Genomic DNA, 25,499 nt, shown 5'->3' on the forward strand with positions numbered 1-25,499 from the left:
TAGCGGGAGACGTCTAGCAGGTTGCGGAAACGGGCTGTGCACGGGCGGGCGGTCGTGATTCTCTTCGGTGGTGGAGACTGCGGCCGGCGAGGGGACGATGCGGGGATTGGACGAACGCAGCGAGGGTCTGTTCAGCTACGTGAGCTGTGAAGCGCGGGTTCCGGCGAGCCATCCGTTGCGGCCGATCCGGGCCATCGTGGACGAGGCGCTGGAGGTGATGTCGCCGGCCTTCGAGGGGCTGTACTCCAGGATTGGGCGACCATCGATCCCGCCGGAGAAGCTGCTGCGGGCGCTGCTGCTGCAGGCCTTCCACTCGGTGCGCTCGGAGCGTCAGCTGATGGAACAGCTCGATTACAACCTGCTGTTCCGCTGGTTCGTCGGCCTGTCGATGGACGCGCCGGTGTGGGACGTGACGGTGTTCACCAAGAACCGTGAACGGCTGCTGGCCGGCGATGTGGCGGCCAAGTTCCTGGCCACCGTGCTGGATCAGCCGCGGGTCAAAACGCTGCTGTCGGACGAGCATTTCCCGGTGGACGGCACGCTGATTGAAGCGTGGGCCTCGGTGAAGAGCTTCCGGCCCAAGGACGACGGCGGCGAGCCGCCGGGGCCGGGACGCAACGGTGATCCCGACTTCCATGGCGAGAAGCGCTCCAGCGAGACCCAAGCCTCGACTACCGATCCCGAGGCGCGGCTGTACCGCAAGGGCAACGGGCAGCCGGCGAAGCTGGCCTTCATGGGTCATGCGCTGATGGAGAACCGCCACGCCCTGGTGGTGGATGTCCGGCTGACGGCGGCCACCGGCTTGGCCGAGCGCGAGGCGGCGGTGGCCATGGTCGAGGCCATTCCGGGCCGCCACCGCATCACGGTCGGGGCCGACAAGGCCTACGACACCAAGGATTTCGTGGCGAACATGCGCAAGTTGGGCGCGGCCCCGCACGTCGCCCGGAACACGAACAACCGCCGCTCGGCGATCGACGGCCGGACCACCGGCCACCTCGGCTACGCCGTCAGCCAATGGATCCGCAAGCGGATCGAAGAGGTGTTCGGCTGGATCAAGGGAGCCGGCTTGCGCAAAACGCGTCATCGCGGCACGGCCCGTGTCGGTTGGATGTTCACGCTGACTGCCGCGGCCTACAACCTGATCCGCCTGCCCAAGCTGCTGGCTGCGGCATAATCACGTCCGGAGTCCGCCTGAACGGCGGCTCCGCGAGCCCTGGATCGAGGCAAACCACTCCATCTCGACCAAAACGGGCGTCCAAAGCGCCCTCTTCGAGCCTCAGCGGAGGCAAAGGGGCTGCGAAGACCGCTTGTCGGATACGATCAAGTCCCCAGGCGTGGTGTAGGAGCGCCCGTTCCGGGGCAGGCCCGCAGGGAGGCGTAGCCGACCGGAGGGCCTGCCCCGGAACGGGCGGTCATCGTGGTTCTCGGGTAAAGTCTGGTCACCACAACACATACCTGATCCAAGGTGACCACGATGACCGACGAGATGATGACGCTTCGCTCGATGCTTGAAAAGGGCACAGATGCGGATGTGCTGCGTGAGATGATCGGCTTTGCCGCCCAGCGGCTGATGGAGATGGAGGTTCAGGCGGTGACCGGCGCCGGTCACGGTGAGCGCTCGGCTGACCGCCTCGCACAGCGCAATGGCTACCGGGATCGCGACTGGGAAACCAGAGCCGGCACGGTGGAACTGCGCATCCCCAAGCTGCGCAAGGGCAGCTATTTTCCAGGATTTCTGGAGCCGCGCCGGATGGCCGAGAAGGCGCTGACGGCGGTGATCCAGGAGGCCTACATCCAGGGCGTTTCGACCCGCGGGGTGGACGATCTGGTCAAAGCCATGGGCACGAGCGGCATCTCCAAGAGCCAGGTCAGCCGCCTGTGCGAAGAGATCGACGACCGGGTCAAGACGTTCCTGAGCCGTCCGATCGAAGGCGACTGGCCTTACCTCTGGATCGATGCGACCTACGTCAAGGTGCGCCAGCAGGGACGCATCGTGTCTGTCGCCGTGACCGTCGCGGTGGCGGTCAACACCGATGGCCGGCGCGAGGTGCTGGGCATGGACATCGGCGCATCGGAGGCCGAGACCTTCTGGCTCGAATTCCTGCGCAAGCTCAAGCGTCGCGGTCTCGCCGGCGTCAAGCTGGTGATTTCCGACGCCCATGAAGGCATCAAGGCCGCTGTCCAGCGCGTGTTCCAGGCGACATGGCAGCGCTGCCGGGTGCATTTTATGCGCAACGCCATGGCGCATGCTGGCAAGCAGGGCAAGCGCCTCTTCGCCGCGTTCATCGCCACCGCCTTCGCCCAGGACACCGCCGAGGCCGCCAAAGTCCAGTGGCGCCAAGTCGCCGATCAGATCCGCGCCAAAGTTCCCAAGCTGGCAGCCCTCCTGGACGAGGCGGAAACCGACGTGCTGGCCTACATGACGTTCCCAAAGGAACATCGGGTCAAGATACACTCGACAAACCCGATCGAGCGCCTGAATGGCGAGATCAAGCGCCGGACCGACGTTGTCGGCATCTTTCCGAACGAGGACGCCATTACTCGCCTCATCGGCGCTATTCTCCTGGAGCAGAACGATGAATGGGCCGTCCAGCGCGCCCGCTACATGACACTGGAAACTATCGCTCCACTCGGCGATGATAGCCCCATCATGCTGCCCGCCGCAGGGGCATGAGCAACCCGGCCAGACTGCTGGGAACCAGGATGATTGGTGACGCCAATCCTACACCACGTCTGGGGACACGATCTCGGATACAACCCGGTTAGGCGCCGGGGACTCCGCCCCTGCCTCACGAAAGGAGGTGACGCCATAGATCGGCCCGGAATAAACGTTAAGCGGGCAAGCCATGAACGCTGCTGACTGAGACAGTCAAGGGCTGGTCAGATCTTCCGGAAACCGGGCTCTGCGCCCGACAAAGCGACTCCAGGTGGTCACGCCCCGGTCCGGCACGGTGAGCCGCGGCGGCATCTCCCCGGTGAACGCCAGGAGCCCCGGGCGGAGCAGCGGCTTGACCGTTTTATCCCCGATCACCGTGATGTCCGTGTCGTTTGAAGCGACCAGCCGCCAGCCCAGTGTGCCCGCTGCCAACCGATAGGCCGAAGCGTCCTCGCCCCTTGCCTATAGGCAGCTCTAACAGGCCGCGGAAAGCGTTCTTGTCGGACGGTACAACGAGGCCGGGGTTGACGGGCTGGGCGATCTGCGCCGCTTCAACCCCGGCTCCAGACCGCTGCTTGAACCGCCCCGGGATTCCCGGAGGCCGATTTAGTTGAGTCACGCCGCTATGGCGACGTCCTCGGTTTGAGCATAGTAGCGCGCTTCGGCCTCGGCGGGCGGGATATTGCCGATGGGCTCGAGCAGGCGCCGGTGGTTGAACCAGTCCACCCATTCCAGGGTGGCGAACTCGACGGCTTCCAGGGTGCGCCACGGTCCGCGGCGCCGGATCACCTCGGTCTTGTAGAGGCCGTTGATCGTCTCGGCCAAGGCATTGTCATAGGAATCGCCAACGCTTCCCACGGAGGGCTCGACGCCAGCGTCGGTGAGACGCTCGGTGTACTTGATAGCGACATATTGCGACCCGCGATCGGAATGATGAATGAGACCGCTGCCTTTGGCAGGTCGGCGGTCGTGAAGCGCCTGCTCCAGGGCATCCAGCACGAAGCCGGCGTGGGCGGTGCTGGAGACCCGCCAGCCGACGATCCGCCGGGCAAAGGCGTCGATGACGAAGGCCACGTAGACGAAGCCCTGCCAAGTCGCCACATACGTGAAATCCGCCAGCCACAGGGTGTTCGGGCGGGGCGCCCGGAACTGACGGTTCACCCGGTCGAGCGGACACGGCGCCGCCAGGTCGCTTATCGTCGTCCGTACCGTCTTGCCGCGTGTCACCCCCTTCAGCCCCATACGCCGCATCAGGCGGGCTACCGTGCAACGCGCCACGGCAAGGCCTTCCCGCCGCAACTGCCGCCAGACCTTCCGGACCCCGTAGACCTGGAAATTCTCATCCCAGATCCGCCGGATAACCACGCTTATCTCGGCATCGCTTCGCCAGCGGGCCGGCGCCTTTGACGGGTCAGTCCGCCGGGCGGCATGGGCGCGGTAGGTCGACGGGGCGATCGGCAGCACCTTGCAGATCGGCTCGACCCCGTGGACGGCGCGCTGCTCGTCGATGAAGGCGATCATTTCCGGAACGGGCGGTCGAGCTCCGCCTGGGCGAAATACGCCGATGCCTTGCGAAGGATCTCGTTTGCCTGGCGCAGCTCACGGACTTCGCGCTCCAGCGCCTTGATCCGCTCCTGCTCGTCCGTTGTCGGACCAGGCCGCTTGCCCTGGTCGCGCTCGGCCTGCCGGACCCAGCCCCGCAGCGTCTCCGCCGTGCAGCCGATCTTGGTCGCGATCGAGCTGATCGCCGCCCACTGCGACGCGTGCTCGCCTTCGTGCTCGAACACCATCCGAACCGCGCGTTCGCGGACTTCAGGGGCGTACTTGGGTGATGCCTGTTTCGTCATGATGACCCCAGTCTCTCAAGAAATGGGGCCTCCGGTAAACCCGGCGCGGTTCAAGAATGCGATGCACCGAATACTTCGAGGGCACAGGAGGATGGCTGGACCATATCGTGGCGACCCGGGCGATGACCGAGCTGCGACCGGAGACGGTTCGCGTGTCGGGGTACTGCGCGGTCGCCCGATGCGCGCCGCTAAGCAGGTCCGCGATGCCGGCCGCCTACCGGCACCTGTCCGACCACTGCCCAGTAGTGGTTGATCTGACCAACTCCGACAGAGATTGATCAGGATCGCGGCGCGCGAAGACATGGCTGTGGCCGGCCCTGCGCGGCGCCTGTGGTCCGCTGCCTTGGGCAGCCCGATGACCTCGACCAGGAGATCTCCGGCGGTGGTGGACACCGGCCTGGGACGCCCCGTTCCAATGCTGTGCCCAATATCCGGGCGGCGGGACTGCAGGGACTTCACCGCGCCGCCGAGTTCCCGAACGGGTTCAGCGCCTTGCGCGCCGGATGAAGCCGCGGCAAGATCGCAACGATCCGATATCGAGGAAAGATCTGCTCCCGGCGGCTGTGAGGATCGAGATGGAGCGCGATGTATCCACTTTGGCTCTGTTGCTGCTCATCGAAATGGTGTTCGGAGCCATCGACCGGGCCCTGGCGCCCTATGAGGCGGCTTTCTTCGCCTGGGGCGGCTGGATCACCATCGGCGTTCTTGTGATATCTGCCTCGGTCCAGCGCTTTCGTAGACGCCGTCAAGATACAGGTCGAGGGCGGTCAGGATCAGGGTTGTCCGACGATGCCCGGTTTCCTCGCTGAGCGTGTTCAGCATCTTCACCGTCTCCGGGGTTAGCCAGAGCTTCTTCGACAACCCGGCCTTCATCGCCGGCTGGTAGTTGATGGGGGTGCCGGCCCGGTATGTCCGGACCAGCAGGGGCACCGCGTTCTCGACGATGGCCCCGGGCTGATCCTTTATCCTGTCCCAGACTGCCGATGAGATCTTTCCGAAGTGTACGCCGATCTTATCATCGCGCTGGGGCATAAAGCTTCATCTCCTGGTTCTGAACTCGTCCAGAGGGACATGCCGGGCGAGGATGATGGTGATCTCGCGCGGCTCCACCTCTATAACCGGCGGGATGTCTAACTGTCTCCGCGCCCACTCGTCCATAGGGTTTGTCGCGCGATTAGCGAAAATACCGGCAATAGCCGCCCCCATACCTCCTTCGCCGCTGGCCGTGATGGCGGTCTTCGTGATGTCGAGGATCGAGGCGGCGGCGACGTAGCCCAGCTTGCGCCAGAAGTGGGCGTTGACCTCGCCGCTCAGTCCGGCCGTGCCGTCCGGATCGCCGGCCACGGTGTCGTCGAGGTCGATCGTGTCGTTGCGCGGGGGCGGGCGGGTCAGGCCGGTCCACACGATGCCGAGGCGGGCCTGGCCCTCGGCAACCGCGGTCTGGTACCGGCCGACGAAGCGCGTCCCGCGGGGCATGGCCAGGCAGGTCTTGTCGGCGCTCCAGATATCCCGGGTGACGATGGCGGAGACGGTGCCCGGCGACTCGCTGGTGATGCGCTGCTCCGTCATGGCGGGAATGCTGACGCCGGCATTGACCTGGCAGGGGAACGGATCGGTCAGCGAATGGCGGCTGTAGAGCCTGCTGCCGGACGCGGCGGGACCGCCGCCCGGTTCCGTATCCTCGACCGCGCCGGCGGCGGCGACCGGCACCGCCGCGAGATCGGCCATGCGGGCGGCCTTGAGCAATTCGGCCCGGGTCGGGCCCTGCGGCCGCATCCCTTCCATTCCGATGGCCGGGGCGGCCGGGGCCTGGGCCGCCGGTTCGGGGGCCGGCGGCGGCACCGGTTCCGGTACCGGAGGCGGCGGCTGCTGGACCACCTGGGTGTAGTCCAGCGGCAGGCCCTGCAGGGGGCGCGGCGGGCTCGTCCGGGGCTCCGGCTCGATCCGTCTGCTTTCCGGCTCCCCCAGCAGCAGCGAGGGGCCGATGGTGACGGCGCCGAGGACCGTAACGGCGACGATCCCCATCACGACGAACGGCCATTTGCGCAGGGTTTCGACCGGCGGGCGGGGATCGTCCACCGGCCGCGGTGGCTCGGCATAAGTCATGGGATGGACCTTTCGATGCGCAGTGTCGCGGTGTCGGTGCGCAACTCGAGGACGGCGGGGACGCCGTCGACCAGGTATGCGCCGTCGATCATGGTCGGGCTGGCCGGACGTGCCTGGTCACCCTCGATCAGCCAGACCGCCGGCGTGGCGAAGCCGGCGGATTGGGGAAATTGGATGCAGGTGTGCATCCCGTCGTTGGAGACGTCGCCGGGGCGAAGGCCGAAGGCGCCGGGATCCCCGGCGAAGGCGTAGTTGATGTCGGCCTTCTGGCAGATCATCTCCGGCGCCGTGGGATCGGCGGGCGACAGGAACCCGTAGGGATCGGACCAGTGGACGGCGGGGATGTGCGTGCTGGCCGTCGGCTGGATGACCACGCGGTAGATGCCGCGGCTGGTCGTGACCGTGCAGGTCTGGCGCGGTGCGGTCATCTTGGCCTTGACGTGCCAGACCCACGCCTTCGACGGCCCGGTGCCCAGGTGCGACCATGACTGCGACAGGATCACGCCGCCGTCGCCGCAGTAGGCCGGACGCGGCTTCTCTCCGGGGGTGAATTCGAACGTCGAGACAGCTCCTTCGGGAATGTAGACCAGGTAGCTGTGGTTGGGATGGTAGGGCGGGGCGTAGGTCACTCCCTTGAACCATTCCCGGCGCGGCTTCACCAGTCCGTCCCTCAGCGCGGTGACGGTCGCCCTGACGGGGTCTTCGGGAGGCAGCTTGGGTAAGGTTTCCGGCGGCGGCGGTCTGGCCGCCAGGACCGGCAGGGACGGGGCGGCCGACGGGAGAGTGGGCAGGGGAGGCTGGTATCCCGGTGAGGGCGAACAGGCTCCCGAGAGGCAGGACAGCAAAAGAACGGCGGCGCGTCTCATCGATACCATCCCTGTTCCGGTCTGACTACCGTACTAATGTAGTCACGCGGACACGGAAAGGTGGCTCAGGTTCCCGGAGAGGGGGTCCAGTAGAAGCCTTCGATCACGAAGCCGAAGATATTGGCCTCGGCCTCCGCCTCGGTGCGGGGCGTGTGCTGCTCCAGGTCGATGTCGGCCGTCATCGGGATCTGCGCGACGAGCTGGGAATGGCGGTAGACGCTCTCGATCCAGTCCACTCGGTAGCGCGTTCCGGTGCCGGTGGGCGTCACGTTCTGGACGCGCACCATGCGGGCGTTGCCCGCCCTGATGAACTGGTCCACCGGATTCGCCGCCATGTACTCCGCGACACGGTGGTATACCGGTTCGCTCATGTAGATCTGGGACGTCAGGTAGTTGTGGTTGTAGGCCACGGCGTCGGCCGGGACCGACCGCCAGAGCGGGATCCACCATTTAAGGAACTGGCGCCGCTTGGTTTCGTCGACCACCAGCTCGCCGTCGGTGATCGACACGCTGACCACGTCGCCGGTCGTCCGGGAGGTTTCGATGGTCGCGAACTTGAGGTCGCCCAGGCTGGCCAGCAGGTGCTTGTCCCAGGTCTGCAGGGCGGCGAATCCCGTCATGGCGATCAGGCCGAAGCCAAGGAACCACGCCGCCTTGGTCGCTGCGGCACCCTGGCCCTCGTAGGCCCAGCGGGCCCGCTTGTACTCGTCCTCTTCCTTCCACTTGCTTCGGCGAAATCCGAACATGGGAAACTCCGATCATGAACGGGGTGGGGGTAGCTGGCGCGGCGGCGGCGGCAGGGCGCGGCGCGCTTCCAGCAGGCGTGCCGCCGTCCGGGGGAGGTCGCGGGCTTCGGTCCATGTGGCGTCTATCGGCGACCGGTTCAGCAAACGGGCGACGGTGGCCGGTGCTTCGGCGGCACCCCCTTCAACGGCGTGTCTCATGCCCGACGAAGCGGCGGCGCCCGAGGTCGAAGTGGGAATGCTGGCGTATCTCCCGGCCGTGGCAGCGCCGGTCAGCCTCAAAGCTCCCAGCGTACCGAGCCCGACCGTTCCGATGTGGCCGACCATCGACGCGGCAGTGGCTGCGGCACGCCCTGCGAGCTGGCCGGTGTCATGCAGCGACAGGGTCGGCACGCCGGTGACCTGCTCCTTGGCGATATCCGTCGTATACTTGAAGAGCAGTCCGAAGAAAAACATTACCACGAGCAAGGCAAGGCTTTGGTCAACTTTCAAGTGCCCGCTGAGATCGAGCGCATCCAGAGTCATGAAGAACAGCCCAGTCGTTAAGCCTAACACCAACATCTGAACACCATAGGCCAAAATGCGGGCAAGACCGGGCGCTGCCATAAATCGTGTTCCCTCAAACATCAGGAATGCTAAAAATACCAAGGCCACTACTGCCGCTAGCTTGAACACGACGAAGAAAAGCATAATCCACGCAGCCATGAAAACAGCCATCAAAATCGTCCCAATACAACCAACCAACAGCAGTAAATGAGCAACAGTATCTTCGGTACTGCCAAAAATCACGCGCATCCAGGAGACATTCTCGGCGTACATCCGATTTGCAATCTCCATTGCGCGTATTATTACAGCGCTCGGAGCTAATTGGAGTATATTGAAACCTGCAGCGTTTGCGCCAAAATCGCCCATCTGCGAGACATAGTTGTCAGTCAACGGCATCCATTGCCCTGATACGAAGATGAGAACCATTAGTTGAATATATCGAATTACGAATATCGCGAACGGCGATAAACTCCGCTGCCACATGAACTTTATACACGCAAATACGAGGAGTAAAACTCCAACAATAAAGTATATTGGCTGCAAAGCAGCGTCGATCACACCTCCGACGGAAGTGATCCTATCGAGCATACCGCTGACAGCTTCATTCAGATGGCCGTATTCAGCGGGCATTATCATCATCCTTTTTTGAGGATCCCAAGAACGGCTTCTTGAGTTCGCAATTATCGCACTTCGTTAGAGTAGACATGAACTCTGAAGACTTCTTTCCTTTCTCATCGTCCCAGCATGCGGCAACCGTCAGGCCCGCGAGAACGAGTGCAGCCGTTGTCAAGTGTTTCATGATGGTGCCTCCTGTCTAATCGCCCAGGAACGGGCGGCTGATGTTGCAATTGCCGCAGACGGCGAGCGTGCTCATGAACTCCTCCGCCGTCGCGTTGGCGGCGGTTCTCCTGGCCTCCTCGCGCAGACGCACCTCGGTCACGGCCCGCTGGTGACCCACCGTGGCCGCGGTCAGGACGTTGATCGACGCGATCGTCTCGCCCTGGATGGCGTTCATGGCCTGGAGTTCGGAGCGCAGGCCCGGACCGGCACGACCGGCCGCCGCATGGTCCATCGCCCGGCCGAGAGTGCCGGCCTGTTCCTGGACCGCCCGGTTCTGCAGGGCGAGCGACCGGAGATGCGCGTCGCGTTCGTGCCGGCGCAACCCGTCCTCGATCCCGACCAGTCCGTCCGGCGGCAGGGGCGGGAACATGTCCGGATATGTTTGCCGATACTCATCCTCGATCCGCGGTTCGGACAGCAGGAACCCCGCCCGGTCCAGGCCGGGCAGGGTCCTCGCCATCAGGCCGTCGAGGCCGGCCGCGTTGTCGGCCGTGCCGGCCGCGATGTTGCGCCGTTCGAGGTCGAGCATCCGGCGCTGCACCTCGAGCTGCCGGCGCTGGGCCGCGAGCTGCTTGCCCAGGCACAGGTTCCCGGCGATCTGGGTCATGTGCTGCGCCAACTGGGCGCCCAGCGTCGCCCTGCCGCCGCTGAAGATCCCGCTGACGATGCCGGCCGCGCCGGCGACCGCGGCGCCGGCGACGTTGCACGACAGGGTCTGGCCGATGCCGTCGATCATGTCCTCGACCGGCTGCATCACCGTGTCGGCCGTCTCGTCGATGGCCCTGTCGATCGCACCGGTGACGGCGCCGGTCGCCCCGTCGATCGCCCGGTTGGCCTGGCGGGTGATCCCGTCGCCGGACAGCAGATCCTCCAGGCGTCGCTGGGAGCGGTAGGCCCCGCGGTCGACCGAGCCCGAGATGTTCGATCCCGTGTCGCCGATGTTGGCCCCGACCCCGTCCACGCCCCGTTCCAGGCGCGAGCCGCCGTCCACGGTGTTGCCAGAACTTCTGATGGAGTTCGGCATGTGGATGTTGGTGCCGCTGCTCACCGGGCCGGTGATGGCGTTGCCGGTGATCCTGTTGTCCACCGCCGAGACCAGGCGCACGCTGCCGTCGATCGCGTTGCCGGTGACCGTGGTGTTCCTGGCCTCGAAGCCCTGCCACTCCGCCGGGAACTCCCGGTCCAGGCGCGAGTTTCCGTATCCCCCGACGCTGAGCTGGGTCGGCGCGTCGACGTCGATCCGGTTGTCGCGGACGACGTTGTCCCGGCTGCCCGCCTTCAGGGTGAGGCCCGAGAACCCGGCCCGGCCGACGATCGTGTTGCCGGCGTAGACGGTGTCGCGGACCGAGACGTTGTCGATCGCTTCCTGGCGCCAGTCGCCGTCCAGGGTGTTGTCGGCGACCAGCACGTCGTGGGCGCCCTGGAACAGCTTGAAGCCGTCCTGCCCGCGTCCGGTGATCGTGTTGCCGGTGAACTCCAGGTGGCGGGCCGGATTGTCCCAGCTCCCCCAGATCTTGAAGCCGCCCACGTCGTCGTCGGTTCCCCCGGCGTTGGCGACGACGACCAGGTCGCGGACCGCCACGTGGCTGATGCGGTTCGCCTGGATCGCCGCCGTGTTCCTGCCTCCGTTGATCACGGCGGTTCCCGGGCCGGCCGCGGCCCGGATCGTGATCGGCGCGCCCTCCCTGCCGTGCAGGCCGCTGAGGTCGACCGACTCGTTGTAAGTGCCGGGCGCCAGCAGCAGGGTGTCGCCGGGCGCGAGGCGCCGGGCGGCGTCGGTGACGCTCTGGCCCGGGCCGATCGTGATCGTCTCGGCCAGGGCCGGTGCGCCGAAAAGCGTCCCGGCGAGAACCAGCGTGATGCGGCGCATCGTTTGATCCTCCTGCTATGCGGCGGCGGCGTCCGTGCCGGCCGCCCCGCGGTCCGCCCGTTCCTGCCGGATGTACTCGGCGGCCCAGCCGACGCCCTTGGCGTCCAGGAATCGCTCGGCGAACCTGTCCGGCTGGTCGGCCAGGATCCGGCGGGCGGCCTTCAGGTCCTCCGTCGAGGTCGAGGCGCAGAGCGCCGTGCCGAGCTGGCCGAGCTCGAGGTCGAACAGGCGCCGGCCGGCCGGGCAGGTGAAGTAGTACTGGCGCTTCGGGCACGCCCGGCCGACGATCCCGATGTCCCGCTCGTTGAAGCCCAGCTGCTCGTAGGGCCTCCGGCCCTTCTCGCTGAGCGCCCGGTCGTTGGGCAGCAGGATGATGTTCGGCACGTTCTCCGCGTCGGCCAGGACCCGGCCGATCGTGCCGTCGAAGGCATCCTTCATGTTCTGGGTGGCGAACACCACGACGACGTTCCTGGAGCGCGCGGCGCGCAGCCACTCCTCGAACTTGGCCGTGAACAGCGCGTCGCCCAGGAACCGCCACGCCTCGTCGACCACCAGCAGGACCGGATCGCCCGTGAACACCCGGCGCTCCACGTAGCGGAACAGGTGCGCCAGGACATGCGGCGCGATGTCGGACTTCTTCAGCAGCTCGGTCATGTCCAGGCTGAGGATGTCGGACAGCGCGATGCGGTCCTCGTCGTCGTCCAGCAGCCGGCCGTAGTTCCCGCCGTCGAGAGCGTAGTGCTGGATCGCCCGCTTGAGCGCCGGGCTGCCCAGGTATCCCGACAGGTGGGTCAGGGTCCGCCGGCGGGGCGGGTTGCCGGCGATCAGGTCCAGCGCGCCGCTCACCTCCTCGCGCACCCCGGTGTCGACCGCCACCCCCTGGTCGCGCAGCAGGCCGAGGATCCAGTCCAGCAGCTCGATCCGCTCGTCGGGGTCGTCGGCGTGGCGCAGCGGCTGGAAGCCGAGCGCCTCCCGGCCGACGGCGCCGACATCGTAGGAGACGCCGCCCAGCATCCGGGTCAGGATCTCGCCGCCGCCCTTGATCGTGAAGATGCACACCCGGGCGCGCTTATAGCGGCGCCACCCGACGCACAGGGCGTTCAGCAGGGTCGTCTTGCCGGCGCCGGACGGCCCCAGGACCAGGGTGTGCCCCAGGTCGCCCCGGTGCAGGTTGATCCGGAACGGCGTCGAGCCGTCCGTCGTGGCGATCAGCAGCGGCGCGCCGCCCAGATGCCCGTTGCGCGCGTCGCCGCTCCACACCGACGAGTAGGGCGCGAAATGGGCCAGGTTGACGCTGGTCCGGATCGGCCGGCGCAGGTCGGCGTAGATGTGGCCGGGCAGGGTGCCGAGCCAGGTGTCCACCGGCGCCACCGCGTAGCTCGTCACCGTCAGCCCCAGCCGCTGCAGGATGTCGGTCACCGTCCGGATCCGCCCCTCCAGCCCGATCCTGTCGCGGTCCCACAGCACGACGTTGAGGTTGGCGTAGCCGATCGTCAGCTCGTCCCGCCGGGCGGCGTGCAGCGCCTCGCGGGCGTCCTCGGCCATGGCGTTGGCCGCCTCGCTGGTCTTCTGCCGGTCGCTCCTCAGCAGGTACGAGATCAGCATCGGGACCATGGCGATGCCCAGCATCTCCCAGTCCCGCAGCTGGCTCTCGATCCGCCGCAGGCCCTCGCCGTGCTCCAGGCCCATCCAGCGCAGCGTGCAGCGGTGCTCGAAGGGCACGGTGTCGAGCGCCGCCAGGGCGGCCGGAACCGTGTCGGGCGCGTTCCTGACCGAGATCACCCGCAGCGGGCAGCCGCCCAGCATCGGCTCCGCGCCGCCGACCACGCGGCAGTCGGCGACGTCGTAGTCGATCCGCGCCTTGCCGTGCGACGGCCGGACCGGGTGGCCGCCGGTGGAGACCGCCTTGTGCAGGAAGTCGAAGGTCTCCGCGTCGTCCAGCCAGCGGCATTCCTTCATGACCCCGTCCAGCAGCCCCTTGACGGTGTCGCTGGCCTGGACGAACTCGTGGAGCTCCCGCTCTCCCTCCTTGCCGTTCCCGCCGGCCCGGCCGGTCACGAACAGGGAGCGCGCCCGCTGCGCCGCCGCGGCGGCGCACCGCCAGACGAAGGTGACGTAGCGTTCGGTCTCGAAATGGGCGCCGGCCCGGTCGTAGGCGTCCCGCCGCTCCTCGTCGAACAGGAACGAGACCGGGTCGGGCCACTGCCGGCGCCGGTCGGGGTCGGACAGCTCTCCCCCGGGATACGGGGCCGCCCCGACCCGGCGCGCCTCGAGGTGCAGGCTCATCTGCCCGCGCACCCGGCGCAGGGCGTCGTGCAGCCGCGCCATGGCCGCGTCCAGGTCGCCCTCGCCCATGCTGGCGGCGTCGCCGCCGCGGAACCGCAGGGTCCGCTGGAACCCGCCGAATTTCAGGAACACGATGCCGCGTCCCGCGAAGTAGGCCCACGGCAGCCGCTCGGTCAGCGGGACGGCGGCGGCGCCCCGGCTGACGCCGATCCTAAACATCGAGGTAGCTCTCCTCGTCCAGGAGGTGCCGCTGCCCGCCCTCGACCCAGAACGGGTCGGCGCGGCCCAGCCAGGCACCGATGCCGAAGATCGCCGCCGACAGCGCCAGGGCGCCCAGGACCAGCAGCAGGGCCGCCAGCCAGGGCAGGAACAGGAACCCCAGGAGCGCCGCCACCGGCGTCAGGATGGCGATCAGGGCGACGTGGATGTGGCAGCCGAAATAGTTCGGCGGCACCTCCAGGCTCTTGTAGGTGCGCCCCGTCTCCACGGGTCAGAACGCGCTGGTCAGGCCGGTCAGGGACTGGACCAGGGTCGGCGCGTTGGCCATCATCGCGCCGCCGATCACGACGCCCAGCACGCCGCCGGCGAAGCCGATCAGGTTCCGCATGAACAGGAAGACGCAGGCCAGCAGGAAGCTGAACAGGGCGATCGCGACGCCGGCGACGAAGGCCCAGTTCAGCACGGTGCTCATGCCCTGCTGGAAGGGTGCCGCGGTGCCCCCGCCGGCGAACTGGGCCAGCGCCGGGGCTGTGGCCAGGACGGCGATCAGCCCGATGGTGACAGACGGATAAGCGGTTCGCATCGGTCTACCTCCCAAGTTTTTGACTACTGATCCGCGGTAGTCAGTGTCGCAGATTTCGCGCCGGGGCGCAATCCCGTCACGCGGGTTCCGTCAGGTACCGTCCGCCGTCGTGCCCCGCCGGCCGGACGATCTCGGCCAGGCGCCGCGCCCCGTCCCGCTCCCGCCGGAGGAAGGCGACCAGCTCCACCGCCTCGGCGATGTCGGCGTGGGGCACGTTGACGGCGACCTGCCCGATCAGCCGGGAGATCCGCGACAGGCCGTGCGCCGCCGAGTTGGCGTGGGCGGTCGACAGCCCGCCGGGATGGCCGGTGTTGCTCGCCGAGATCCATTCCAGCGCCGTGTGGCCGTCGCGGATCTCGCCGATCACGATCCGGTCGGGATTGTGCCGGAGGAACTCGCGCACCAGCTCGCGCGCCGTCATCGGGCCGGTGAAGGCGCGCACCACGTTCGGCCCGCTGCATTTCAGCTCGTCCTGGTCCTGGATGATGCAGGTCCGGCTCGCCCGGAAATCCGGCTCCGCCAGCAGCGCGTTGGCCAGCGTGCTCTTGCCCGCCCCGGTGCCGCCCACGATCAGGATGTTGCGCCGCTCGGCCACCGCGCGGCGCAGCGTGTCGGCCTGGGCCTCGGCCATGATGCCGGCCGCGACGTAGTCCTCCAGGGTGAAGATCCGTCCCGGCGGCAGGCGGATCGAGAAGACGATCCGCCGCACGGTCGGCGGCAGCAGGGCCGCGAACCGCTCGCCGGTCGGCAGGTTGGCCGAGAGCGCCGCCTTCTCGACCGGGTGGCTGTCGATGTCGGCCACCAGCGCCACGATCCGCCGGGCCGCCTGCTCGGACAGGTGGGCGCCGGCCGGCCTGTCCTGCCCGCCGACCGTGATCCAGATCGCGCCGTCCTCGTTCACCGCGATGTCCGTGCACCCGGCCAGGGTCCGCGCCGCGCGGATCGTCGGGCCGTAGGCGTCCTCCAGGTCCTCGAGGCGCCGGCGCAGGCTTTCCGCCCGGTTGGCCGCCGTCAGGTCCGGAACCGCCGGGTCAGGCCGCATCGCCGTCCTCCCGCTCGATGATCCCGACCACCCTGCGGTATTCCGCCTGGTCCCCGTCGGCCAGGGTCAGCAGGATCGAGCGCAGCAGCCGGTCGTGCCGGGCCGACCGGTCGAGCAGCCGGGCGATGCTGGCCTCGACCCGGCCGACCGCCTCGGTCTCGCGGCGCCACATCCGGAAGCCGTCCTCGATCAGCTGCTCCAGCACGTCGTTGCGGCTGACCTTGCGGCCCGCCGACCGGAACCGCGTGGTCGCCTCGGCCACCCGGGACGCCAGGTCGGGATCCAGGTAGAGCTTGACCTCAACCTTCCTCATCCGCCGCTCTCGGGGCCGCGATCAGCTTGCGCCCGCGTTTCGGCCGGGCGGGCGGCGGCGCGGCGGGCTCCGCGCGCGGCGCCGGTCCCGGCGGGTCCGGGGACCGCGGCAGCCCCGGGTAGCGGCCGTCGCGGCCGCGCATCGGGGCCGGCGGCAGGCCGAGGCGGCGGCTCAGCACCGGATCCCGGAAGTCGCGGATCTTGCGGGCGCGGATCACCGGCTGGCCGGTGATCAGGATCAGCTCGTCGCGGTCGGGCAGCGCCCGGACCCCGCCGGCGTCGAGCACCGGCCGCTCCACCTCGCTCCGCGTCTCCGTGTGTGTCCGGCCCCAGCCCGCGGCCGGCCGGCCGCGGCTCACCGAGGTGCGCCGCTCCGCGACCGTGCCGCACGACCGGGAGATCTCCTGCTGGGTCAGGCCGTCGTTGGCGGCGTACGCGACGTGGCAGCGGATGTTGTCGCGGAACTGGTTGTACGGGCCGTAGGGCGCCTGGCGCAGCGCGTTGAGCGACTGGGCGCCCAGCAGCATCGTGGCGCCGCACCCGACGATCTTGGTGATCGCGGTCTGCAGGATCTCCATGCGCAGGCTGGCGAACTCGTCGATCACCAGCAGGCAGCGCGGCTCGCCGTCGAGCGCCGGCTGCTCGCGCAGGATCGCCCCGATCAGCAGCGACAGGAACAGCGATGTCGCCGGGCGCAGCCGGTCGTCCTCGCTCGCCGGCGTGGTCAGGTACAGCGACACCGGCCGCAGCAGCGGGCTGAGCCGGAACAGGTCCCGCATCCGGAAGTCCGAGCGCGCGGTGATCCGCGCCACCACCGGGTCCTCGAACACCGACAGCCGGACGAGCGCGCTGTTGTAGACGCTCTGCCGGTACTTCATGCCCTCGTCGGCGCCGCTGCCGAGCACGGCCCCGCCGAACAGCCCGTTGACCCGGTCGACGGCGACCGGGTGCGCGGCGCTCCGGATGATGTCGCGCATGCCGGCGTCGCCCCGGGAGACCAGGCGCACGACCTCGGCCATGTTCCGGCGGTCGGCCGCCCCGGCGTGGAGCACGTGCAGGATCACGGCGGCGATCAGCCGGTCGGCCGCCGGCTCGAAATGGCCGTCGGCGTCGTCGGGGCGGGGCACCGCCTTGGCGAGGTTGTCGGCGCCGGCGACCGGATTGGCCGGGTCGATCTCGTCCAGGAAATTGAAGTGCACGCCGTCCGGGTTGGTCAGGTCGAGGTTCAGCACGTGGCTGAAGCGCGCGCGCCAGCCCGAGGTGTCGCGGAACAGCTCGCCCTTGCCGCCGTCGTACATCACCATCGGCCCGCCGTAGGTCAGGCAGGCCGGCCGGATCACGCCGGTCCCCTTGCCCGACCGGGTCCCGCCGGTGACCAGCACCGGTTCCTGGTCGACCCAGCACAGCCGCTTGCGGCCGATCCGGCCGATCGGGATGCCGGAGCGCTCCAGCCCGGGGTTGCGCAGCAGCCCCGCCTTCCGGGCCGCGCGGAGGCCGCCGTACCGGCGCCGCTCCCCGGCCGCCCGGCGCAGCCGGTCCGCGACCGCGCCGGCCCCGAACCCGGCCGCCCCGGCGACCGCCAGCGCGCCCGCCGCCCAGCCGGCCAGCAGCCCGGCGTTGGACGATATCCACAGCCGGGCGGCCTGCACGAACGGCTCCGGGTGGGCGATGACCTGGGCGACGGTGAAGTCAGTCATGGCCGCGCCCGTCCCCGCGCCGGCCGGCGGCGCGGACCCGCTCCCCGGCGCGCTCCGCCCGCCGGGCGAGGTGGGCGTCCAGCTCCCGCTGGCTCATCTGGCCGAGCTGCCGGGTCGCCAGCTCCTCGGCGATGCGCCGCATCCCATGGCGGATGAATTCCCGGCCGATCACCAGGTCCGCCCCGGCGTCGTCGACGCCGCGGATCACGATGTGGGCGTGGCGGTTCCGCGGGTGGGCGGCGTCCGCCTTCTCGTGGATGCCGGCGACCCACTCGAGCCGGGTGCCCAGGGCCGCCTCCATCTCGGCCATGAAGGCGCGCGTGTAGGCCGTCATGTCGAGCCGGTGGCCGTCTTCAGGGGCCAGGATCACCCGGAACTGGTGCCGGTCGTCGCGCCACGCCGCGACCCTCTCATGCCCCGGGACGCCGTCGCTCCCGGCGGAGAACAGCTCGGCCGCCGCCGTCCGCTCGCCGGCGCCGGGCCGCTCGACGTAGCGGAGGTGCGCGTGCAGCTTGGCGTATCCCGCGCCGCGCAGCCGGTGGAAGGACACGATCACCGCCGCGCGCCGTCGGTACGGCGACCCGGGCCCGCCCGTCAGCCGGGCGGTGCCGCGCCGGACGGTGGGAGGTTTCCCGAGGCCGGGCAGGGGAGCCCGCCCGCCCGTCGGCGGCACCGTTCCGGGCGCGGGCTTCAGCCACCGCTCGATGAAGCCGTCCCGCGTCCGGGCGAGGGGAACCCGGCCAGCCACTTCACATCCCTCCCGGAAAAGACTACTGTAACGCGGTAGTCTACCCCACGCCGGGGAGATCGGCCAAGGGGTGGGGACACCGGAAACCGTGAAAATAAAGGGGTGGGGAGGGTGGTGTGGGGAGGCGTCTTTTATCTTGCGATAGCCTTCCGCCGACGGTGACCGGAGCCGCGGGCCCTGGGCGGTCGGTCGGCTCGGCGCCGCCTGCTTTCCGGGCCGCGGAGCTTCCGCGCCGGCTCAACGGAGGGTCCACGGCACCTCAACGGCGAGGTCAACGGACGGTCGACGGCCGCCGGCGGGAAGGCCCCGGTGCGAGGGGGTGGCGATGAGGGCCGAGGCCGATCCGGAGCTGGAGGCCATTGCCGGGATAGCCCGGTCCGCGTCGCGGCGCTCGCCGCTGTACCGCTGGCTCCACGCCAGGCACGACGCCTTCGCGGCGCTGATCCGGGAGGACCGGCCGGGCTGGCAGGCCCTGGCCGGCGGATTCGCCGGGCTCGGCCTGCTGTCCCCGGAGGGAAGGCCGCTCACCCCGGAAGCGGTCCGCCACACCTGGTGGCGTGTCCGGAGGGACGTTGCCGCGTCCCGGCGCGCGGCCCCGCCGGCCTGCCGGCGGGACGCCGTCCGGACCGGGCCTCCGTCCGTCGCGGCGCCGGAAAGCCCCGTCACGGACCGTGCGGCGCCGGGTCCGGATGCCGACGACGTGCTGGCGCGCTTCAGGTCGAAGGTCAACGAACGGTCCGGAAGGAGGGCGTGATGGCGAAGGATGAGGGTCGGGCATCCCCCGCTCCGGTGCTCGCGGTCGGGCTGGGGCGCGGGTACGGCGGCAAGTCCACCGGCCTGTCCGAGCTGGTGTGGCGGGCGCGGGACCGGGGCCGCGACGTCCTCGTGGCCGACGGCGACGCGCGCTCCCGGACGCTCGCCGGCATGTTCCCGGAGGCCCTGGTCCCGGAGACCGACGAACTGCCCGACGTCAAGCAGTGGCTGTCCGGCCTGCTCAACCGGATGGTCGCGGAGCGGCGCTCCGCCGTCCTCGATCTCGGCGGCGGCGACCGGGTGCTCCAGGAATACGGCCGCGACCTGCTGCCGGTCGAGTTCTGCGGCGAGTACGGCATCGAGCCGCTGGCGCTCTACTTCCTCGGGCCGGAGGAGGAGGACCTCAAGCACGTCCTGTCGATCTGGGAGGCGGGGTACTTCCGTCCCCGGCGGGTCTTCCTGGTGATGAACGAGGGCGTGATCCGGGAGGGCAGGACGATGGCGGGCGCGTTCGGGCGGACGCTGGACGATCCCGGCCTGGCGGCGATGGTCCGGGCCGGGGCGGTGCCGATCCTGATGAAGCGGTTGGCCTGCATGGATCTGGTCCGCAGGGCCGGCATCGGCTTCTACGCCGCCGCGTCCGGCGCCGAGGGGCGCGACGGCAGGCCGCTCGACCCGACCTACGCGTTCATGGTCCGCAAATGGCTGCGCGACCTCGAGGGCGAGCGGGCGGCCCAGGCGGATTGGCTGCCGTGAACGGCGGGGCGCGGCGCGTCGAGGGCTTCTGCGCCAGGGCCGGCATGGAGGAGGACAGCCCGCTGCGCCTGGCGCTGCTCACCGTCATGGAGGCTGCGGAGACCGCCAGCGAGGCGGCCAGGGGCGGGGCCAGGGGCCTGACGCCGGAGGGCGAGGCCGAGCTGGTCCGGCGCGTCGCCGAGGCGGCGGGCCTGGCCACCCGGCGGGAGGCGGCGCGGATCGTGCGCCGGTCGGGCTTTGCGACGGGGGCGCTGCTGGCCGCGGCGGGCCTGCTGCTGGCCGGCGCCGGTTACGGCGTCGGGCGCTGGGACGGGGCGCGGCAGGGCGCCGCCGCGGTCGAGGGGGCCGCGTTCCTGGCGCAGGTCGCCGCCCTCAACGACGCGCGGGCGATGGCCGAGGAATGCCGCCGGACCCGGCGCCGGGAGAAGCAGGGGATCGCCTGCGATCTGCCGCCGGTCTGGATCGGACGGTGACGGGGGGCGGCGCTCTCCCGGCGATCACCCGGACCGCGATGTCCCGGACGCGTACGCGGAACGGGACGCCCCAGTTGTGTCGGCACCGTGTTCGGACGGCGGGGGCGGGATCCGGACGGCGGGAACCGTCCCCTTCCTGCGCCGTCCCGACCCTGCGGGCGACACGCCGGCGCCGGCGGTCGAAGCGCCGGCGCCGACCTGACGATGCCGCCTCTCTTGCGGTCGAGCCGACGCGCTTGGTAGGATGCGCGATGAACGGGAGGCAGGCGGATGAGCATCGCGGTCGGCAAGATCAGGGCGGCGGCCCAGAACCTCAAGGACAATATCGGGGGGGATCCCGGCAGGGCGCGCGATGTCCTGCGGGCCGAAGGCGTGCTCACCGCGAAGGGCACGCTGACGAAGCGGTACAGCAAGGGCCCGCAGCAGATGGCCGAATACCTCTACGCGGCGGCTAGGGGTGCCGCGGTCGTGCTGTCGAGGCGGCCGACGCTCAAGGGATCGGCGGCACGGATCGCGACGCGGGGCTCGGTCGGGCGCGCCAAAGGCAAATGAGCCGTCTCCAGCCGTCGTTCGTCCTGGGCTATCACGGCTGCGACGGGGAGGTGGGCGAGCGGATCCTGGGCGGAGAGACCATGGTCGCGTCGGTCGAACGGTACGACTGGCTGGGCGGCGGGGTTTATTTCTGGGAATCCGACCCGATCCGTGCCCGCGAGTGGGCCGAGTGGAAGGTCGGCAAAGGCGATTACCGGACGGCGTTCGTCGTCGGCGCCGTCATCGACCTCGGCAACTGCCTGGACGCGACGACGCGTGACGGCGCCGAGGCGATCGAGGTCGCCTATGCGTCGTTGATCGACGCCTCGACCACCGCCGGATCGCCGGTTCCCAAGAACGTGAAGGCCAGGCGGTATCTCGACTGCGCCGTGATCAACCACCTGCACAGGCTCGTGCTGGACAGCGGCGAGTCCCCGTATGACACCGTTCGCGGCCTGTTTCCGCAGGGGGAGCGGATCTATCGCACCTCGGGTTTCTGGCGGCAGACCCACATCCAGATCGCCGTGGCCAACCCCGGGAACATCAAGGGCACGTTCCGGGTCAAGGCCTGAAAGGCTGCTGGCGGAGCAGGGGCCTCGGCCGGTGCCGGCCGGGGTGCCACTGCCGGCAGCTCTCGGACCGACGTCCTGTCGGCACCGTCTTCCGTCCCGCGACAGTCTTCCGGGCTCCTTGGTTTGCCTTCCCTGTCGATGCCGTCGGGGATGACGGGCTGATCCGATCCTGCCGCCCGGGCGCCGGATGCACCGGGATCCGGCTGCCGGATCCCGGTGTCGCCGGGATGACCGCTGCCGGGACGATGCCGGTCTGGAGGGAGCGGCTGGCCCGCTGGGCCGGGTCCACGAGTCCGGCTTCGGCGGTGCCGCGTCGCGAGCGCCGGGGTGCGACGGGCAGGCCGCCCGATCCGACCTGATGCCATCAGGCCCCGGAAACGGCTGCACGCGATCGAGGGCGGGCGGCGGGCCGGGCGGGCGGCCGCGACCGGCGGAGCGGGGCGCGGGATCGCTCCGGTCCGGCCTGCGGGAAGCCGGTCAGTGCAGCCACAGCACGCGGGTCGGCTGGGCCACCAGCCGCAGTTCGAGCTGCTCGATCCGGTCCGCGGCTTCCTCCAGGTGTGCCGCCAGCGTCTCGGGGTCGATCTCGTCCGGCATCGCCCGGACCAGGAACGCCCGGGCGCGCAGGCTTTCCGCCAGGGTCAGGACGCGTTTCATGATGCCGGCCCCCGGGTCGGGGCCGTCCGGTCCGGCCGGGCGCGGCCGCACCCTCCGGCGGCGAGTCCGGCGTCGGGCCCTGGGAGGGGAGCCGGAGTGCCCCCGTGCGTCGCCGGCGATCCGCCGGACGGCTCGGGGCCGGGCTGGAGGGTGTGGCACCGGGCGGGCTCCGGCGGGTCCGTGATCCGCCCGGCGTGGTGGGAGAGACGGTAAGCGTGCATGGCGTCATGCCTCGTGCAGGGAAAGGGCGGGCACGGCCCGGAGGGCGGTGCCCGCAGGGGGAGGGAGGAGCCGACGGCTCAGTCCGCCGCGTCGGGACCGGAGACGGCGTGCCGGAAGGAGCGCAGCCGCTCGCGGACTAGGTCGCGCCAGCCGCGGGTCTCGTCGTCGATCGACAGGCCGAGCGCCGCCAGCATGGCGACGTAGGTGCGCCAGTCGCGCGAGCAGACTTCCGGCTGGCCGAACGGGCTGTGGGCGGCGATCAGGCCGGCCGCGTGCAGCTGGTCGTCGGTCGCCAGCTCCAGTTCGATGTCGTTGGCGAGGGCGGCGGCTTCCTCGATGCTGAGCGGGAAGCGGACGCCGGGCAGGATGCTGCCCGGTTGGTAGCCGGCGCCGAACTCGGCCATCGCCAGGTCGACGAAGCGGCCGAACTGAAGGCCGAACAGGGTGGTGGCCGTGGACGCGAGGCGGCGGGCCTTCCGCTCGACCGCCGGGTCGGTGAGCAGCCAGCCGGTGAGGGCGACGCGGGTGCAGTCGGCCAGGATCCAGCGCTGGGTGCGGGTGAGCGAACAGGGCATGTCCAGTCTCCTGTCTGGTGGCGGATACGGGGAGCCCCGCCGCGGCGTGTCCGCGGCGGGGGATCGTGGAGGGAGGGTTTCAGCGGGAGGAGCCGTGCCCCGGGACCGGCTTCGCGGCGGCCGGGACCACGCCGTCGGGTCCCGGCAGGCCGGGAAGGATGCGGTGCCGCCGGCGCCACCGCGCGGCGGACCGGGGAGGAGGCTCTCCGGCCTGCAGGGCCCGGAGGCGCAGGTCGATCCGGATCAGGCGATCCCAGATCAGGTCGTGGTGTTCCTGATCGAGCCGCCCCGCCAGGTCGACGAGGAAGCCGGTCAGCTCGGCATACGCCGCCTCGTGGGGCGTCACGGCGGGACCTCCCCGGACCGGGCCGTGCCGGCGGGGTTCCGCCCGGGCTTCCATCGGTCGCCGGCCCGCGGCGGTGGTGCCGGGAAGACCGCGGGCCTGACGGGCGGCCGGTGGCCGGGAGCCGGGGCTTCGGGCGCCAGGCCGGTCGTCATTCCGCCGCCTCCCGGACGGGTCCAGGGTCCGGCCCGGGGACGTCGAAGTCCAGTCCGGCCGGCACCCAGTCGGCGACCAGGTCCAGGCACGCCGCCTGGAGCGCCGGGCCGCAGCCGGCCGGCGGGCAGCCGCCGAACAGCTTCGCCATGTGTTCGACGAGGTCGGGCTTGCGGCACTCCCGCCAGCGCTCCGACAGCGCGCCGAGCCCGTTGCCGGTCAGGATCGCGTGGATCTGCGCCTTGGTCAGGCCCTCCAGGAACCTGGCGTCCGGCCGCCAGCGGTCCGCCATGCGCAGCCGGCCGGCCCGGGCGACCGCGGCGTACATCTCCGGGCTGCGCATCGTCCCCGCCTGGACTCCCACGCCGCGCGCCACCAGCAGGGCGAAGGCCTGGAGCACCAGCGGGTACGGGGCGTCCAGGAGGGCGCGCCACCGCTCGGGATGACGCCGCGCATGGGCGTCGTCGCGGGCGGCGGGCACCACCGCCGTGTCGGCCAGCCCGATCCGGCCCAACACCTCCCGGAGGCCGTCGTCGAGGACCGGGTTCTCCCGCGCGAAAACGTGCTCGACCATCCGCAGGCCGACGCGGTCGGCTCCGGCGGGACCCGGGTTCAGCCGGGAGCCGCCGTCGATCAGCTGGTGGACCGCGATCCGCACCGCCGTCTCGGGATCGCCGCTGACGAGGTCTTGGAGGGCGTGGCTCTTGGCGGCGGCGAGCGATTGCAGCACCGCGGCGGCGTAGGGCCTGCCTCCGTCGGGGCCCTCCGGAGCACCGTCGGCCCCGGCGGGATCCCCCGGCGCGGAAGCGTCCCCGGAGCCGGCGTCGCCCGGCCGGCCGTCCGGCGCGCCAGCGCTCGGGGCGGGGCCGTCGGCCCGGCGCGCGTAGCCTTCCCGGACCTGGAGACTGCCGGGCGGGGCGTAGAGCACCAGGACCACGCCGGCCGCCCGCTGTTCTGGGCTGTAGACCCCGGACTTGGCCAGCGTGTCCAGGGCCTCGAGCCGCCGCTCGGCGTCGATCCCGGCCTGACGGGCGTCCCGCTCCTCCGCGGGATCCCCGGGATCGGGGGTTTCCCGGATGAGGGCCATGAGGCGGCGGCGCTCGGCCTCCTCCTCCTCGGTCAGCCCCCGCTCGCCCGCGCACGCCATCTCCTCGAGGTTCAGGTCGCGGGCGTGACGGCTCAAGCCGAGGCCGGGGTCGCACTCGATGACCTCGGCCCATCCCTCGGCCTTCAGCGCCGCGATGCGCCGGTCGACCTCGGCCCGCTGCATCGCGGCGAACAGCGCCGGGCTGCCGATGGTGCCCTGGTCGCGCTCGTCGAACAGGTCCCGCTCGATGACGCCGCCGGCGGCGACGTAGTCGGCGATCGGGAACAGGGCGGCGCCCACGGGCGTCCTGGCGTCGCGCAGGAGGCGCCGGATCTGCCACGCGTCCCGCTGCCACGGCGGGAGCTGCCGCCAGCAGTCGAGCTGGCGGTCCTGGTCCGCCGTCAGGGTCAGCGCCTGGGCGCAGGCGATCGGCAGTTCGTCGCGCTTCAGCAGGTCGAGCAGGTCGGGGTGCAGGCCGGCCAGCGCGAGGCGCTGCCGGACCCAGGAGGCCCGGGCGCCGAAGCGCTGGGCGATCCGGTCCGGGTCGAGGCCCTGCTCGGCCAGTTTCCGGAACCCGGCGACCTGGTCGTAGGGGTGCGGCGGGATCCGCATCTGGTTCTCGACCATCGAGATCTCCACCGCGTCCTCGGGGCGGTCGAGTTCGACCGGCACCGGGAGGGAGGCCGGGATGACCTTCTCGCGGCGGAGCCTGAGCAGGGCCGACAGCCGGCGGCCGCCGGCGTGGATCTCGATCTTCTTCGGGCTGATCCGGCAGCCGCGCAGGTTCTGGATCAGCGGCGGCTGGCCGCGGGCGACGCGCTCGCGCATCGAGGCGGCGAGCTCGTCCAGGCCGTCGTCCTTGCGGACGGAGCGCATGTTGCGCGGGCTGTGGCGGAGCATGCTGAGCGGGAAGTCTGGCATCGGTCGTGATCCTCCGGAAAGCGAAGACCCCCGCCGGGATCGGCGGGGGCCGGGGTCGGGCGCGTCACCGGGTCCGTGGCGCCGCCTTCTTGTCG

The 25,499-nt window shown here is 70.3% G+C and carries 26 protein-coding genes and 1 other annotated feature; of the genes, 7 read left to right on the top strand and 19 right to left on the bottom strand.

Translation table 11 applies throughout. From position 1 onward, the window contains the following. Positions 1-97 precede the first annotated feature (97 nt). Together IGS68_RS30065 and IGS68_RS30070 are read left to right on the top strand one after the other, a co-directional pair. Positions 98-1,174 (top strand): IS5 family transposase, encoded by a 1,077-nt coding sequence (locus tag IGS68_RS30065; RefSeq protein ID WP_201082847.1) that lies wholly within the window; start codon positions 98-100, stop codon positions 1,172-1,174. Positions 1,175-1,474: 300 nt separating this feature from the next. Further along, on the top strand, positions 1,475-2,674 hold the full coding sequence (locus IGS68_RS30070) for an IS256 family transposase (protein WP_201081832.1): 1,200 nt from the start codon (positions 1,475-1,477) through the stop codon (positions 2,672-2,674). Positions 2,675-3,271: 597 nt separating this feature from the next. On the opposite strand, the gene IGS68_RS30075 is transcribed toward IGS68_RS30070, so the two are convergent. From IGS68_RS30075 to IGS68_RS30140, 14 genes are all read right to left on the bottom strand, one after another. Then, positions 3,272-4,503 (bottom strand): IS3 family transposase gene (locus tag IGS68_RS30075; RefSeq protein WP_201072042.1). Its coding sequence is split into 2 segments (ribosomal slippage): positions 3,272-4,209 and positions 4,209-4,503, totalling 1,233 coding nucleotides; the frame shifts between segments, so codons are not numbered across the junction. Beyond that, positions 4,103-4,219: a sequence feature (AL1L pseudoknot), on the bottom strand. It overlaps the preceding gene by 117 nt. A gap of 690 nt (positions 4,504-5,193) precedes the next feature. Beyond that, positions 5,194-5,535 (bottom strand): hypothetical protein, encoded by a 342-nt coding sequence (locus IGS68_RS30080; protein WP_201081833.1) that lies wholly within the window; start codon positions 5,533-5,535, stop codon positions 5,194-5,196. Positions 5,536-5,541: 6 nt separating this feature from the next. After that, a complete protein-coding gene (locus IGS68_RS30085; RefSeq protein ID WP_201081835.1) occupies positions 5,542-6,609 on the bottom strand; it encodes a TraB/TrbI/VirB10 family type IV secretion system protein in 1,068 nt (355 codons plus the stop codon). Continuing rightward, positions 6,606-7,475 (bottom strand): TrbG/VirB9 family P-type conjugative transfer protein, encoded by an 870-nt coding sequence (locus IGS68_RS30090; protein WP_201081837.1) that lies wholly within the window; start codon positions 7,473-7,475, stop codon positions 6,606-6,608. Before IGS68_RS30090 ends, IGS68_RS30085 begins: the two co-directional genes overlap by 4 nt. A 65-nt stretch (positions 7,476-7,540) precedes the next feature. Then, positions 7,541-8,221, bottom strand: coding sequence for a VirB8 family type IV secretion system protein (locus tag IGS68_RS30095; protein ID WP_201081838.1), 681 nt, complete (start codon positions 8,219-8,221; stop codon positions 7,541-7,543). 12 nt (positions 8,222-8,233) lie between these two features. Beyond that, entirely contained in the window at positions 8,234-9,394 is a 1,161-nt protein-coding gene (locus IGS68_RS30100) for a type IV secretion system protein (protein WP_201081839.1), read from the bottom strand. A gap of 184 nt (positions 9,395-9,578) precedes the next feature. Beyond that, on the bottom strand, positions 9,579-11,474 hold the full coding sequence (locus IGS68_RS30105; RefSeq protein WP_201081840.1) for a right-handed parallel beta-helix repeat-containing protein: 1,896 nt from the start codon (positions 11,472-11,474) through the stop codon (positions 9,579-9,581). Positions 11,475-11,489: 15 nt separating this feature from the next. Beyond that, on the bottom strand, positions 11,490-13,979 hold the full coding sequence (locus tag IGS68_RS30110) for a hypothetical protein (protein ID WP_201081841.1): 2,490 nt from the start codon (positions 13,977-13,979) through the stop codon (positions 11,490-11,492). Next, the gene (locus IGS68_RS30115; protein ID WP_201081842.1) at positions 13,972-14,247 is read right to left on the bottom strand and encodes a hypothetical protein; all 276 of its coding nucleotides are present in this window, start codon (positions 14,245-14,247) and stop codon (positions 13,972-13,974) included. The genes IGS68_RS30110 and IGS68_RS30115 overlap by 8 nt, the downstream gene beginning before the upstream one ends. 3 nt (positions 14,248-14,250) lie before the next feature. After that, on the bottom strand, positions 14,251-14,562 hold the full coding sequence (locus tag IGS68_RS30120) for a hypothetical protein (RefSeq protein WP_201081843.1): 312 nt from the start codon (positions 14,560-14,562) through the stop codon (positions 14,251-14,253). A 76-nt stretch (positions 14,563-14,638) separates the two neighbouring features. Further along, positions 14,639-15,604, bottom strand: coding sequence for an ATPase, T2SS/T4P/T4SS family (locus IGS68_RS30125; protein WP_201081849.1), 966 nt, complete (start codon positions 15,602-15,604; stop codon positions 14,639-14,641). Then, entirely contained in the window at positions 15,594-15,917 is a 324-nt protein-coding gene (locus tag IGS68_RS30130) for a hypothetical protein (RefSeq protein ID WP_201081851.1), read from the bottom strand. Before IGS68_RS30130 ends, IGS68_RS30125 begins: the two co-directional genes overlap by 11 nt. After that, on the bottom strand, positions 15,904-17,613 hold the full coding sequence (locus tag IGS68_RS30135; protein WP_201081853.1) for a type IV secretory system conjugative DNA transfer family protein: 1,710 nt from the start codon (positions 17,611-17,613) through the stop codon (positions 15,904-15,906). The genes IGS68_RS30130 and IGS68_RS30135 overlap by 14 nt, the downstream gene beginning before the upstream one ends. Beyond that, positions 17,606-18,361: a hypothetical protein gene (locus IGS68_RS30140; RefSeq protein WP_201081855.1), complete on the bottom strand. Its 756-nt coding sequence runs from the start codon at positions 18,359-18,361 to the stop codon at positions 17,606-17,608. Before IGS68_RS30140 ends, IGS68_RS30135 begins: the two co-directional genes overlap by 8 nt. 325 nt (positions 18,362-18,686) lie before the next feature. Here IGS68_RS30140 and IGS68_RS30145 point away from each other — a divergent pair, with 325 nt between their 5' ends. The 5 genes from IGS68_RS30145 (at position 18,687) to IGS68_RS30165 (ending at position 21,446) form a co-directional block, all read left to right on the top strand. After that, positions 18,687-19,115 carry a hypothetical protein gene (locus IGS68_RS30145; protein WP_201081857.1) on the top strand — a complete coding sequence of 143 codons (429 nt, stop codon included), beginning with the start codon at positions 18,687-18,689 and terminating at the stop codon, positions 19,113-19,115. Further along, positions 19,115-19,870: a hypothetical protein gene (locus IGS68_RS30150; RefSeq protein WP_201081859.1), complete on the top strand. Its 756-nt coding sequence runs from the start codon at positions 19,115-19,117 to the stop codon at positions 19,868-19,870. Before IGS68_RS30145 ends, IGS68_RS30150 begins: the two co-directional genes overlap by 1 nt. Next, a complete protein-coding gene (locus tag IGS68_RS30155; protein ID WP_201081861.1) occupies positions 19,867-20,343 on the top strand; it encodes a hypothetical protein in 477 nt (158 codons plus the stop codon). Before IGS68_RS30150 ends, IGS68_RS30155 begins: the two co-directional genes overlap by 4 nt. 270 nt (positions 20,344-20,613) lie before the next feature. Continuing rightward, positions 20,614-20,895, top strand: coding sequence for a hypothetical protein (locus IGS68_RS30160; protein ID WP_201081863.1), 282 nt, complete (start codon positions 20,614-20,616; stop codon positions 20,893-20,895). Then, positions 20,892-21,446, top strand: coding sequence for a hypothetical protein (locus tag IGS68_RS30165; RefSeq protein WP_201081866.1), 555 nt, complete (start codon positions 20,892-20,894; stop codon positions 21,444-21,446). Before IGS68_RS30160 ends, IGS68_RS30165 begins: the two co-directional genes overlap by 4 nt. A 477-nt stretch (positions 21,447-21,923) precedes the next feature. On the opposite strand, the gene IGS68_RS30170 is transcribed toward IGS68_RS30165, so the two are convergent. The 5 genes from IGS68_RS30170 to IGS68_RS30190 form a co-directional block, all read right to left on the bottom strand. Then, positions 21,924-22,103 (bottom strand): hypothetical protein, encoded by a 180-nt coding sequence (locus IGS68_RS30170; protein ID WP_201081868.1) that lies wholly within the window; start codon positions 22,101-22,103, stop codon positions 21,924-21,926. A 299-nt stretch (positions 22,104-22,402) separates the two neighbouring features. Then, entirely contained in the window at positions 22,403-22,900 is a 498-nt protein-coding gene (locus IGS68_RS30175) for a hypothetical protein (protein ID WP_201081869.1), read from the bottom strand. A 79-nt stretch (positions 22,901-22,979) separates the two neighbouring features. After that, positions 22,980-23,246: a hypothetical protein gene (locus IGS68_RS30180; protein WP_201081871.1), complete on the bottom strand. Its 267-nt coding sequence runs from the start codon at positions 23,244-23,246 to the stop codon at positions 22,980-22,982. Beyond that, the gene (locus IGS68_RS30185) at positions 23,243-23,398 is read right to left on the bottom strand and encodes a hypothetical protein (protein ID WP_201081873.1); all 156 of its coding nucleotides are present in this window, start codon (positions 23,396-23,398) and stop codon (positions 23,243-23,245) included. The genes IGS68_RS30180 and IGS68_RS30185 overlap by 4 nt, the downstream gene beginning before the upstream one ends. Next, the gene (locus IGS68_RS30190) at positions 23,395-25,404 is read right to left on the bottom strand and encodes a ParB/RepB/Spo0J family partition protein (protein WP_201081875.1); all 2,010 of its coding nucleotides are present in this window, start codon (positions 25,402-25,404) and stop codon (positions 23,395-23,397) included. Before IGS68_RS30190 ends, IGS68_RS30185 begins: the two co-directional genes overlap by 4 nt. Positions 25,405-25,499: the final 95 nt, after the last annotated feature.

The sequence above is a fragment of the Skermanella sp. TT6 genome (assembly GCF_016653635.2).
In the GTDB taxonomy this organism is placed as follows: domain Bacteria; phylum Pseudomonadota; class Alphaproteobacteria; order Azospirillales; family Azospirillaceae; genus Skermanella; species Skermanella cutis.